Raw genomic sequence first — 12,368 nt, forward strand, 5'->3', positions numbered from 1 at the left:
CAGACCAATAACGCTCCGCCTTACCTATTGGACCCAAGAACGTTACCAAGCTAGTGCATACCGCGGCGATAATGCCAATAAGCCAGGAATAGTTTTTTAAATGTCCAAACGTTATCAGGGTATCAGATGTGGCAGATGATTCCCCATTTGCTGACGTGAGCGCCGTAAGCAGTGTTCCACCTAAGACGCCAATAAGTCCAATAGCGTAGTGTGTCGCCCACCAACTCAGATAGAGTTTTCTAACCCTTGACTTGAGCGTTAAAACGCCTCTAGGGATCGCAATTGCATCCACTGAAATTCCTTTCGAGTAGTTTTCTTGACTGGCGCGCAGCGTTAAGAAGTGACTTGATATGTAACAGCGGTGACTCAAGCAGCGCAAGAAACTGAGTTGTCGGCCTAATGCTGACATAGAGAGCTAGGAGTTGTATCGCCCCTTTGGATATGAGGCACACAATCACCAAGTTCGGAGTGGGAGGATTCACACCTGAAGTGCATCACCCGCCGTCCGATAAGGTCAGCAGATGCCCAGCACTTCGACGAAGAAATACCACCAAATCCACCTGATGATCGCGTGACGCTGGCAAGCCTGCGCCAGCAGGGCCTGGGCGTGCGCCATGGTCCGTGGGCTGGGGGCTCGGCGTCCACCGTCAGCCGCAAAATGGAACGCAACGCCGATTCGACCGGCTACGCCAGCGTCACGGCTCCCATTTGCTGCTGACAACGCAGGCTTGCGGCGCGCCTTGCCCGCAAGCTGGATCCCGAAGGCGTCCCGTTCGGCTTCGTACGTCATCGCCTGGGCCTGTGCTGGTCGTCCGAGCAAATTGACCTGACACTGGCGAGCCTCTGGCCCAAGGGCCACCACCGCGGGTCACACGAGACGATTCACAACTGCATCTACGCCCAGACTGTGGACGAGCTCAAGCGCGAACCGGTGGCCTGCCTTCGCCAGGCGCACAACAAGCGCACGCCCCGCAGCAAGGGGCAGGACCGCCGCGGGCAGATCCCGGAAATGCTTCAGCATCCACGTGCGCCCGCCCGAGGTCAAAGACCGGAAGTTCCCCGGGCATTGGGAGGGCGACCTGATCAAGGGCGAGGCAACGCCAGCGTGGTGGGCTCACTAGTCGAGCGCACCAGCCGGCTGCTGATGCTGGTGAAGCTGCCCCATCCCAAACCTGCCAGTGCGGCCAGCGTGATGCAGGCCTTCACGGACAAGCTGCGCAGCATCACGCAGCCGAAGCGCAACACGCCGACCTACGACCAGGGTCGCGAGTTGGCACGCTACAAGGAGCTGACGGCCCACACGGGCGTGGCGATGTGCTTCTGCGATCCGCGCAGCCCCTGGCAGCGTGGCTCCAACGAAAACATCATTGAGCTGGTGCGTCAGTACCTGCCCAAGGGCATGGACTTGAGCGGCTACAGCCAGGAACGGCTCGACGCCATTGCCACGGAATCAACAACGGGCCCCCGCAAGGGTCTGGGGGTGAGAATATCGTTGGCCGTCTACCGTCAACTCCTCATCACCCACTCCGCGCCACAATCCAACACCATTCACTGAAGGCCTGGGTGTTGCACTTCTGGTTTGAATCCGCCATCCCTCAAGAGGCATTGCCTGCAAGATTGCGCTCGCAGGTTCCCCTTCACGACTTCGCCGCCATGGCGGTCCCGTACGTCAAACGTTGCGCCGCAAGGCTGGTGAGGCCGCGCTTACGGCCGCACCCGCACCCTGTCCCTTGCCATGCAGCAGCCCCGCGACAGCGTGCCTTCTTCATAACCGTCGCGTCGAACTAAGGCACCGCACGCAGGAAGGCCGCGATGGGCTCCAACTGCCCAGGCACGTTCAACGCCGGCGCATGCCCACAACCCGGCACCTCCAGCACCGTCAGCCGCCCCGCCGCGCCCGGACCTCGATGGCGCATCGCATCGACAGTCTCCGGCAGCACCAGGTCCGACTCGCCGCCGCGCAGGATCATCACCGGCACCTCAATGGCGTCGTAGTGCGACCAGATGAGGTAGTCGTCGTCGTGCACGGTGAACTGGCGCACCATGGCCGGGTCGTAGTGCGGCGTGACGCGTCCGTCCGGCAGGCGGCGGGTCGAGGTCTCCGTCATGCGCCGCCATTGCGCATCGCTGAGCCAGCCGTACGGCTTGTAGACGGTGCGCAGAAAGACTTCCAGCTCGCTCACGGTGTCGAAAGCCGGCGGATTGCCCGCATAGGCCTTGATGCGCTCGATGGCCGCGGCGGCCAATTGCGGCGCGTTGTCGTTGAGCACCAGCGCGGCGATGCGTTTCTTCATCGCTGGCACCACGAGGCCGGATGCGCAGACCGTGCCGATGGCGCCGCCCATGGAGGTGCCTACCCAGTGGACGCGGGCGAGCCCCAGGTGCTCGCACAGTGCGTCGGCCAGGCGCGCATAGAAGGCGAGCTGGTATTCCTCGTCAGGGGCCGGGCTCCACTGGCTGAGGCCGCGGCCCAGGGTGTCGGGACAGATCACCCGCCAGCCTTCGGCCACCAGGTGTGCTGCCAGCTCGTCCATGTCGCGGCCCGTACGGGCCAGGCCGTGCCACGCGATCACCGCGGGCGCGGCCGGGGCGCCCCAGTCCATCCAGTGGATCTCGCGGCCGACCAGCTGCGCGTAATGGGAAGTGGGGGTGACGCTCATTTCGCGCTCCTACTGCGCAGCTTGCCGACGATGCCGGTGGGAAAGTAATAGACCGAGAGCACGAAGAGCACGCCCAGCCACAGCAGCCAGCGGTCGGGCGACAGCACCGCCGAGAGCCAGGGCAGGCCGCTCGCTGCTTCGCTGCCCAGGCGCAGCAGATCCTGCAGGTAGCTCTGCGCCACCACGAAGAGCACCGCGCCGATGGCTGCGCCGTAGATGGTGCCCATGCCGCCGATCACCACGATCAGCAGCACGTCGACCATGATCTCGAAGCTGAGCGAGGTGTCCGGCCCGTTGTAGCGCAGCCAGATGGCCAGCATGGCACCGGCCAGCGTGGCGAACAGGGCCGACAGCACGGCCGACAGCGTGCGGAACACCACCACCCGATAGCCGATGGCCTCGGCACGGAACTCGTTCTCGCGGATCGCCTGCAGCACGCGGCCGAAGGGCGAGTTGACGATGCGCAGCAGCGCCAGCACCAGCACCACGGCCAGAACGAAGAGCAGGTAGTAACACAGCAGCCGGCCGTCGAGCGAGACGCCGAGGAAGGGCTCCTCGCTGAACTCGAAGCTGGGCGAGATGAGTTCCGGCAGCTTGAAGGTCAGCCCGTCCTCGCCGCCGGTGAAATCCGACAGCTGCGAGGCCAGCGTCTGGAAGGCCGAGGCCACCGCCAGCGTGATCATGGCGAAGAAGATGGCCCGCACCCGCAGCGAGAACAGGCCCACCGCCAGCGCCAGCACCAGCGAGACGGCCAGCGCGCACAGCACGCCGACGAGCACGGCGTCCCAGCCCGCGCCCATGCGCGTGGCGGCGATGGCCACGCCATAGGCGCCGATGCCGAAGAACATGGTGTGCGCGAAGCTCACGATGCCGGTGTAGCCCAGCAGCAGGTCGAAGCTGGCCACCAGCACGATGAAGACCAGGATCTTGGCCGCCACATTGAGCGCCTTGACGCCCGGGAACAGGAAGGGCGCGAAGGCCAGGCCCAGCAGTACCGCCAGCAGCAGCACGGCCAGCACCTTGCTGCGCGGCAGGTCGTTGGAAAGAAGGCGTCGAAGCATGATCGGTCCCCTTCCCTTTCAGCGGCTGCCCGCCACGGGGTACACGCCCTGTGGCCGCCACAGCAGGATCGCCACCATCAGCGCGATGTTGGAGAACAGCGCCACCTTGGGCGCGACGAAGCCGGTGTAGTTGGCCATCAGCCCCACCAGCAGTGCGCCGATCAGCGCGCCGGTGGTCGAGCCCAGGCCGCCGATGATGATGACGATGAAGATCAGCACGTTGACCTGCGCCCCCATCTGCGGGATCACGTTCTGCTGATACAGGCCCCACATCACGCCGCCCAGGCCGGCCAGCGCACTGCCGGCCACGAAGATGCCGACGAAGAGCACGCGGATGCGGTAGCCGAGGGACTCGACCATCTCGCGGTCCTGCACGCCGGCGCGGATCAGCAGGCCGATCTTGGTGCGGGCCAGCGTCCAGGCCAGCAGGCCGAAGACCAGCGCGCCGACGATCACGGCCAGCACGCGGTACTTCTCCACCGCGGCATCGCCCCACAGCCAGGAGCCGCGCAGGCCCTCGGGCAGCGGCAGCGGAATCTGCGCCGGGCCCCAGATCACCTTGATCAGCTCCTCGCCGATGATCATGCCGCCCATGGTGATGAGGATCTGCTTCAGGTGCTGGCCGTACACCGGCCGCACGATGAAGCGCTCGAAGGCCAGGCCCACCGCGCCCGCCACCAGCATGGCGACCACCATGGCCGGCAGCACCGCCACCAGATTGGTGAGGATGGACGAGGACTGCGTCCAGTCGCCCATGGCGCCCAGCACACTGGTGGCCACGAAGGCACCCAGCGCGATGAACACGCCGTGGCCGAAGTTCAGCACATCCATCAGACCGAAGACCAGCGTCAGGCCCGAGGCAATGATGAACACGATCATGCCCATGGCCAGGCCCGCGATGGTCAGCGTGAGCCAGGTGGAGGGCGAGCCCACCAGCGGCAGGGCCACCAGCGCGAGCGCGGGCACCAGCAGCAGGGGCTTCCAGTCGATGTCTTTGGCGAGGGTCGTCATAGGGCCAGTCCCAGCAGGCGCTGCTGCAGTTGCGTGTCGGCCGAGAACTCGGCCATGGCGCCGGCGTGCACCACGCGGCCGTTGTCCATCACGGCCACGGTGTCGCCCAGGCGTTGGGCGAAGTGGATGTTCTGCTCCACCAGCAGGATGGTCACGCCGCTGGCCTTGAGCTCGGCGAAGGCGTCGATCATGTTGTTGATGATGGCCGGCGCCAGGCCCTTGCTGGGCTCGTCGATGATGAGCAGCTCGCGCGGCTCGACGATGGCGCGCGACACGGCCAGCATCTGCTTCTGCCCGCCGGAGAGTTTGCCGGCGGGGTGGTTCCAGAACTTCTCCACCGCGGGGAAGAGCCGGAAGATCCACTTCAGCCGCGCCTCGTCCATGTCCTGCGCGCGGCGGGCGCTGCGCGCGGCCAGGAGCATGTTTTCCTTCACCGTCAGGTCCGCGAAGATGCCCATGGTCTCGGGCACGTAGGCGATGCCCAGGTCGGCGATCTGCGGCGTGGGCAGGTTGGCGATGCTCTTGCCGCCGAACTGCACGCGGCCCTGCGCCACCTTCCACAGGCCCATGATCGTGCGCAGCGTGGTCGTCTTGCCGGCACCGTTGCGGCCCAGCAGCATGGTGAGCTGCCCCTTGGGCACCACCAGGTCCACGCCGTGGAGGATGTGGTACGCGCCGATGTGGGTGTGCACGCCTTCCAGCGTGAGAAGTGCTTGATTCATGGCTGTTGCTCCTTCCCCCGCTGGGGGAAGGGGGGGATGGGGGCTGCAGCGTTTGCAAGGCGTGCGGCGTTCGCGACGAGGTGGGCGTGCGTGGCCGTGCTGGCCCCCACCCCCGCCCTCCCCCAGAGGGGGAGGGAGCCAATCTGGGAGCGCCTCATGCCGCCTCCTTCGCCACGCCCAGGTAGGCTTCCTGCACCACGGGCGAGGCGATCACCTCGGCCGGTTCGCCATCGGCCACCAGCGTGCCGTTGTGCAGCACGATGATGCGGTCGGCCAGCTCGCGCACCACGTCCATCTTGTGCTCGACCAGCAGGATGGTCTTGGTCTTGTCCTGCTTGAGCCGGCGGATCAGGTCGAGGATGACCGGCGCCTCGGCCGCGTTCATGCCGGCCGTGGGCTCGTCGAACATGAAGACCTGCGGCTCCAGCGCCATCAGCAGCGCCACCTCCAGCTTGCGCTGGTCGCCATGCGGCAGGCTGGCGACCACGTCGTGCTCCCGGGCCTTGAGGTTGGTCTCGGCCAGCAGCGCGTCGGCGCGCTCGGTCAGCGCACGGTGGTCGCTCCAGATGCTCCAGAGGTTGAGGCCGCGCCGGTGCCCGCCTTCGTGCGCGGCCTGCACGGCCAGGCGCACGTTCTCCAGCACCGTGAGGTTGGGGAACAGGTTGGTCAGCTGGAAGGCGCGGCCGAGGCCGGCGCGCGTGCGCGCCGAGGCCGGCAGCCCCGACAGGTCGCGGCCGTTCAGCAGCACCTTGCCCTCGGTGGCCTTGAGCTGGCCCGAGACCAGGTTGAAGTAGGTGGTCTTGCCCGCCCCGTTGGGGCCGACGATGGCCGTCAGCGTGCCCGGCGCGAAGCGGCAGCTGACGGCATTCACCGCCACATGCCCGCCGAAGCGGATGGTGAGGTTCTGGGTTTCAAGCAATTGCGGAAGTCCTGGCGCGTTCAGTAGCAGGTGCCGACCTCGTAGTAGCCGGCGGCGGTCTTCTTCAGGGTCGTCTCGATGTAGATGTTCCACAGCCCCATGCCCTGGTTGGAGCCATAGGCATAGGTGAAGCCGTAGAGCGCATAGGCCCGCGCGGCCATCGTGTGGCTGTAGTTGTCGGTGGTGGTGCACACGGGCGTCATGCCGGTGGTGCTGGCGGTGGCCGTGGCCGAGGCGGCGCCGCGGGCGCCGGCGGCATTCACCGCACGCACCGTCCAGTCGTAGCTGCTGCCCGCGACGAGGCCGGTGTCGGTATAGCTCGTGCCGGTGATGGGCGTTGGGTTGCGCCGGCCACCATTGCGATAGACCACATAACCCGAGGCGCCGGGCACGGCGGACCAGCTGAGCTTCATGCTGCTGGCGGTGGCCGCCGAGGCCGTCAGCCCGCTGGGCGCCGCGAGCGCGGGCGCCGCCGTGCCGCCCGACAGGTGCGTGACCATGGCCTGGATGGCGGCCATCTGCGGGCCGGCCTTCTTCGCATAGTCGGGGCTGTCATAGCCCCACCAGTCCCAGCAACCGTTGGTGGCCGTCACGCCGGTCTGCGGATAGAGCACCACGATGTTGTTGGTGTCGGCCCAGCGGTTGTAGCCGGTGTTGCGCACGTACTGCTGGCCGATCTGCGACGTGTTCTGCTTGCAGCCATGCAGCGCCACGTGCAGTCGGCACGTGGCGCTGCCGCTGGCGCAGGCCGCGGGCACATAGGCCCAGCCGGTCTGCGCCAGCGCATGGCCGCCGACGAAGCCGCGCTGGTCGAACTCGACGAAGCTGCCACCCAGCGTGCCCACGTTGCGTGGGTTGAGCGTGCCGTAGATCTGCTGCAGCAGCGCGCCGGCCAGGTCGAAGTTGCAGTCGTCGATGTAGGGGTCGCCCTTGACCGAGCACGCGCTGCCGTAGTCGTCGGTGACGAAGGAATGCTCGGCCGCCAGGTCCTTCTTGTAGGCGATGTTGGCCGCGGGCACGAAGGCGCCGTAGTAGCTGCGCAGGTCGTCCATCACGGCCGTCTTGACCACGCTGTCGAGCGTGCCCGAGAACAGGTAGAGCCGGCTGGCCGCGAGGTTGGACACCGGGTCGATGACGCCGCTAGCGGCCCAGTTGTTGGTGGTGGCCACCAGGCTGCTCACCGGGATGCTGGTGTCGTGCGCCATGCAGCGGCCGGTGGCATAGACCACCGAGCCTTCCGCACAGTAGTACGGCCCGCCCGCCACAACCCCCGCCCCCTTCTTGAAGGTGGCCGAATAGGCCACGTGCAGCTGCACGGCCATGTAGCCGCCCGAGGACACGCCCGACACGCTGACCTGCGCCGGGTCGATGTTCAGCTCCGGCAGCGGCACGGCCGCCGCCGCCGCGCCAGCCATCAGCCAAGCCGACACGAGCACACCGGCGGCGCGCCTGATAGGCACGGTGAACTTCTGCATGGTGCGTCTCCTGAAACAGGTGAGCGGTGATGAAGCCAGGCGGGGACACCCACGGAACTGGCTCTGCCGGGCCGTCGGGTGTGCCGCCTTCGAGGATCAGAAGGGGGAGCCGCGAAGCGGCATGGGGGATGTCAGTCCCTTATCTCTTGTTGCGGATCGGGATGTCCATCTCGGACGGCTTGATCTCGTGCACCAGCTCCGGCACACCCCAGGCGAAGGCCGGGTCCACCTTGATCTTGAAGTGGTACATGCTCTGCAGCGCCTGGTGGTCTTCCTTGCGGAAGGTCATGGTGCCCTTGGGCGTGTCGAAGCTCATGCCTTCCATGGTGCTGATGAGCTTGTTGGTGCCGGTGTCGCCGCCGGTCTTCTTGAGCGCGGTGACGACGGCCATGGCGGCCGAGAAGCCGCCGGCGGTGAAGAAGTCCGGCGGGCTCTTGAATTCCTTGTAGTGCATGGACACCAGCGCCTCGTTCACCGGGTTCTTCGGAATGCCGAAGTAGTAGTAGGTGGCGCCTTCCATGCCGGGGAAGTTCTTGTAACTGGCCATCGCCGGCAGGATGTTGCCGCCGGTGGCGATCTCGATGCCGTAGCGCTTCAGGTCCAGGTCGGCGATCTTGAAGGGGTTGCCGGCGCCGGCCCAGACGATCCAGATCACCTTGCGGCCAGGCTGGTCCTTGAGCTTGTCGATCAGGCGCTGCGCACCGGCGGTGAAGTCGGTGGTGTTCTGCGGCAGGTATTCCTCGTGGACGATCTTGGCCTTCTTCACCGCGTCCTTGAAGGCCTTCACGCCGTCGCGGCCGAAGGCGTAGTCCTGGGCCAGCGTGGCGATGGTGGTGCCCGGCTTGTCGAGGGCCACGGCATTGGAGATGGCGTCCTGGCTCGAATTGCGGCCGGTGCGGAAGATGTACTTGTTCCACTTGTCGCCGGTGATCGAGTCGGCCACGGCGGGCTCGACGATCAGCAGCTTCTTGTACTCCTCGGCCACCGGCAGCATGGCCAGCGCCACGCCCGACGACGTGGGACCGACGGCCAGTGCGGCCTTGTCGTCGGAGTAGGCGGCGGCCAGCAGCGACTTGCCCAGGTCGGGCTTGCCCTGGTCGTCCTTCTCGATGACGACGATCTTCTTGCCGTTGACCATCATGGTGCCGCCGGTGGCGTAGTCCAGGCCCATCATCAGGCCGGTCTGGGTCTGCTTGCCGTAGGCCTCCAGCGGGCCGGTCTTGCTGTAGACGTGGGCGATGCGGATTTCGTTGGACTGGGCCCAGGCGGGCGCGGCGATGGCGCCGGCCAGGGCGGCGCAGGCGATGAGGTGGCGACGTTGCATGCGGTTGTCTCCTTGTGACGGATGCCTGGATATTGCACACGCCGTGCCAGCGACACAAGTCCTTTTGGATCAACGATTTGCCGTCTTAGCCACCCCGAATTGCCTGATTTCCATACAACCTCATATGTCTAGTTTTTAGACATTTGTTCGGTCACTGCTCAGGGTTTTCCAGGCGGCCGTAGAGCGTCGCCCGCGAGATTCCCAGCAGCCGCGCCGCCTTGAGCTTGTTGCCCGCCGTGTGGGCCATGGCCGCGTCGATGGCGCGACGCTCCAGCTGGGCAACTTGCTCGGCCAGCGGGCGCAGCAGCCCACTGCCAGGCGCATCGGCCGCGGCCTCCGCGGGTGAAGGCTCCGGCGCCGCCGCCGGTGCCACCTCGCCCACGCCGGCCTCGCGCAGGATGCGCGTGAGCTGCGCCGCATCCACCCGCTGCGCGTCGCTGCGCATCGCCACCTGCTCCAGCACGTTGCGCAGCTCACGGATGTTCCCGCGCCAGTGCTGGCCCGCCAGCAGGGCCAGGGCATCGGGCAGCAGCTCGGGCGGCGCATCGCCGGTGCGCTGGGCCACCTCGTCGCCCAGCGCCTCCACCAGCGCCGGGATGTCGCTGCGACGCGCACGCAGCGGCGGCACGCGGATGGGCAGGACGTTGAGGCGGTAGTACAGGTCCTCGCGAAAGCGCCCCTGCGCCACCAGCGCCGGCAGGTCGCGCGAGGTGGCGGCGATCACCCGCGCATCGAAGGCCACCAGCTTGTTGGAGCCCAGGGGCTCGATCTCGCCTTCCTGCAGCGCGCGCAGCAGCTTGGCCTGCAGCGTGAGCGGCATGTCGCCGATCTCGTCCAGGAACAGCGTGCCGCCGTCGGCGAACTTGAACTTGCCCTCGCGCCCGCGCCGATCCGCGCCGGTGAAGGCGCCGGGCGCGAAGCCGAAGAACTCGGCCTCCAGCAGCGTGTCGGGCACGGCCGCGATGTTGACGCTGACGAAGGGCCCCGCCGCGCGCGCCGAGGCGCCGTGGATGGCATGGGCCAGCAGTTCCTTGCCGGTGCCCGTCTCGCCCAGCAGCAGCACCGGGCTGCTGGATTGCGCAGCCCGCCGGGCATGGCGCTTGACCTCCACGGCCGCCGGGCTGCTGCCGATGAAGCTGGCGAAGCTGTACTTGGCCTGGCGCGGCAGCCCACCTTCGAGGCCGTTGCGCGCCGCGCGGCTGGCCTGGCTGGCCAGCTCGCGCCGGGCCTCGTCCAGGTCGCGCTGCAGCAGCGCGAACTTGGCCACCAGCGGCTGCAGCGTGGTCTGCGGATGGTCGAACAGCACGATGCCGATGGCGCCGATCACCGGGCCCGTGCCGTCGTCGTGCTCCTCGCGCAGCGGCAGGCGGCTGACGACGAAGGTGCCGGCCTTGTTGGTCAGCAGGTCCACCAGCACCGGCTCGCCGGTCTCCAGCACGCGGCGCATCTGGGTGTTGGGGATCACCTCCTCCACCATGTGGCCCACGAACTGGTCCACGCCATCGAAGCCCAGCGCCGGCAGGAAGCGGCGGTAGCCCTCGTTGACCCACACGATGCGGCCACTGCGGTCGATCAGGAACATGCCCTGGCTGATGCTGGAGAACAGCTGGAACATCGAGCGCGCCGCCAGCGCGAGGATGCCCTGGGCGTCCTGCGGCAGCGTGGGGTCGGAGGGAGCGGCAGACATGGCGCGCGATCGTAGCGGCGCGGGCGTTCAGTCTTCGGTACCGCCCGCGTCCTTCAGCTCGGCGAACTTGGCCGCCATGGTCGGGTTGCCGCGCGTGAGCTTCTTGATCGTCAGGTCCTCGGCCTTGTCGTTGGCCAGGCGCAGGTTGTTGGCCGACTTGTAGAGCGCGTCCTTGGTCTTCTCCAGGTCCTTGATCGCCTCGTCGATGCGCTTGACGGCCTCCTCGAAGCCATCGGACGCCAGTCGCCAGTTGCGGCCGAAGGCGGTCTTGAAGTCGTCCAGCTGGGTCTCGAAGCGGGTGATGTCCAGGTTCTGCGCCTTGACCAAGGCCAGCTCCGACTTGTACGCCAGCGCCTTGGTGGCCGCATTGCGCAGCAGCGTGACCATGGGCAGGAAGAACTGCGGTCGCACCACGTACATCTTGGGATAGCGGTGGAACACGTCCACGATGCCGGTGTTGTAGAGCTCGCTCTCGGGCTCCAGCAGCGACACCAGCACCGCGTATTCGCAGCCCTTCTCGGTGCGGTCCTTGTCGAGCTCGCGGAAGAAGTCCTCGTTCTTCTTGCGCGTGGCGGTGGCGTCGCTCTCGTTCTTCATCTCGAACATGATGGAGACGATCTCGGTGCCGTCCTCGTCATGGTCGCGGAAGATGTAGTCGCCCTTGCTGCCGCTGCGCGCGTCGTTGTCCTTCTCGAAATAGGCGCGCGGAAAGGCCGTGGCGCGGATGCGGTTGAACTCGGTCTCGCAGTGCTGCTCCAGCGTCTCGCCCACCATCTTGGTCGACAGGCGCGCCTTCATGTCGCGCAGGCGCTCGATGGCGTCGTCGCGGTCGCGGATCTGCGTCTCGTACTTGTCCTTGAGCATCTGCTCGGCCACCTGCTTCTCGAGCGCCACACGCTCCAGGTTGTTGCGCAGCGCGTCGCGCTCCTTCTCGACCACGCCGACGGCCTGCGTGACGGCCAGCTGCTGGGCCATGCTGCCGGCGTCCAGGCGGGACTTGAGCGCCTGGATCTCGGCGTCCTTCGCGGCCGCCGCCTTCTGCACTTCGCTTGCCAGCCGTGCCTCGGCCAGACGGGCAGCGGACTCCCGCTCCTGCCGGGCCTGCGCCAGTTCGTGGGCCAGTTGGTCGCGCTCGCGCTCGATGCTGCCCAGCGCCTCGTTCACCGCCAGCCGGCGCGCGACCTCGCCGGCGTCGAGCTTCGCCTTGAGCGCAAGGATCTCGGCCTCCCGAGCCGATGCCTTGCGCTCCAGCTCGCTGGCGAGCTGGGCCCGCGCCAGCTCGACCGCACTGCGCTTGTCCTGCTCGGCCAGTTCCAACCGCTCGTGCAGCTGGCGGTCGAAGTCGCTGTCGCGCACCTGCTTGAGGATGTCCGCATAGCCGGACTCGTCGATCTTGAAGGCTTTGCCGCAGTGGGGGCAGAGGATGTCTTGCATGCGCACGATCCTAGCGCGGCGTCGGACAAAGGCGCGATCGCCGCCCCGACTTTAATCATTCGTTTGATTTCCATG

General features: G+C 66.9%; 11 protein-coding genes. 1 reads left to right on the forward strand and 10 read right to left on the reverse strand.

Going from position 1 to position 12,368, the window contains the following annotated elements; genetic code table 11:
- Positions 1 to 514: 514 nt before the first annotated feature.
- A complete protein-coding gene (locus KBC94_RS08290) occupies positions 515 to 790 on the reverse strand; it encodes a hypothetical protein (RefSeq protein WP_294368550.1) in 276 nt (91 codons plus the stop codon).
- 9 nt (positions 791 to 799) lie between these two features.
- Here KBC94_RS08290 and KBC94_RS08295 point away from each other — a divergent pair, with 9 nt between their 5' ends.
- Positions 800 to 1,555 carry an IS30 family transposase gene (locus KBC94_RS08295; RefSeq protein WP_294369194.1) on the forward strand — a complete coding sequence of 252 codons (756 nt, stop codon included), beginning with the start codon at positions 800 to 802 and terminating at the stop codon, positions 1,553 to 1,555.
- A gap of 229 nt (positions 1,556 to 1,784) precedes the next feature.
- Here the strand turns inward: KBC94_RS08295 and KBC94_RS08300 are convergent, their stop codons facing one another.
- From KBC94_RS08300 to KBC94_RS08340, 9 genes are all read right to left on the reverse strand, one after another.
- The gene (locus KBC94_RS08300; protein WP_294368554.1) at positions 1,785 to 2,660 is read right to left on the reverse strand and encodes an alpha/beta fold hydrolase; all 876 of its coding nucleotides are present in this window, start codon (positions 2,658 to 2,660) and stop codon (positions 1,785 to 1,787) included.
- Entirely contained in the window at positions 2,657 to 3,721 is a 1,065-nt protein-coding gene (locus KBC94_RS08305; RefSeq protein ID WP_294368556.1) for a branched-chain amino acid ABC transporter permease, read from the reverse strand. The genes KBC94_RS08300 and KBC94_RS08305 overlap by 4 nt, the downstream gene beginning before the upstream one ends.
- Before the next feature lie 18 nt (positions 3,722 to 3,739).
- Positions 3,740 to 4,732 (reverse strand): branched-chain amino acid ABC transporter permease, encoded by a 993-nt coding sequence (locus tag KBC94_RS08310; RefSeq protein ID WP_294368559.1) that lies wholly within the window; start codon positions 4,730 to 4,732, stop codon positions 3,740 to 3,742.
- Positions 4,729 to 5,454 (reverse strand): ABC transporter ATP-binding protein, encoded by a 726-nt coding sequence (locus KBC94_RS08315; RefSeq protein ID WP_294368562.1) that lies wholly within the window; start codon positions 5,452 to 5,454, stop codon positions 4,729 to 4,731. The genes KBC94_RS08310 and KBC94_RS08315 overlap by 4 nt, the downstream gene beginning before the upstream one ends.
- A 154-nt stretch (positions 5,455 to 5,608) precedes the next feature.
- Positions 5,609 to 6,373, reverse strand: coding sequence for an ABC transporter ATP-binding protein (locus KBC94_RS08320; protein WP_294368565.1), 765 nt, complete (start codon positions 6,371 to 6,373; stop codon positions 5,609 to 5,611).
- Positions 6,374 to 6,393: 20 nt separating this feature from the next.
- On the reverse strand, positions 6,394 to 7,788 hold the full coding sequence (locus KBC94_RS08325) for a PHB depolymerase family esterase (protein ID WP_294369196.1): 1,395 nt from the start codon (positions 7,786 to 7,788) through the stop codon (positions 6,394 to 6,396).
- A 199-nt stretch (positions 7,789 to 7,987) separates the two neighbouring features.
- Positions 7,988 to 9,172, reverse strand: coding sequence for a substrate-binding domain-containing protein (locus tag KBC94_RS08330; protein WP_234192487.1), 1,185 nt, complete (start codon positions 9,170 to 9,172; stop codon positions 7,988 to 7,990).
- Positions 9,173 to 9,323: 151 nt separating this feature from the next.
- Positions 9,324 to 10,859: a sigma 54-interacting transcriptional regulator gene (locus tag KBC94_RS08335; RefSeq protein WP_294368575.1), complete on the reverse strand. Its 1,536-nt coding sequence runs from the start codon at positions 10,857 to 10,859 to the stop codon at positions 9,324 to 9,326.
- Positions 10,860 to 10,886: 27 nt separating this feature from the next.
- Complete coding sequence (locus tag KBC94_RS08340) at positions 10,887 to 12,293, reverse strand: DUF2130 domain-containing protein (RefSeq protein WP_294368577.1); 1,407 nt, start codon at positions 12,291 to 12,293, stop codon at positions 10,887 to 10,889.
- Between the last annotated feature and the right edge of the window lie 75 nt (positions 12,294 to 12,368).

The organism is Pseudacidovorax sp. (assembly GCF_017991995.1).
GTDB lineage: Bacteria > Pseudomonadota > Gammaproteobacteria > Burkholderiales > Burkholderiaceae_C > Xenophilus.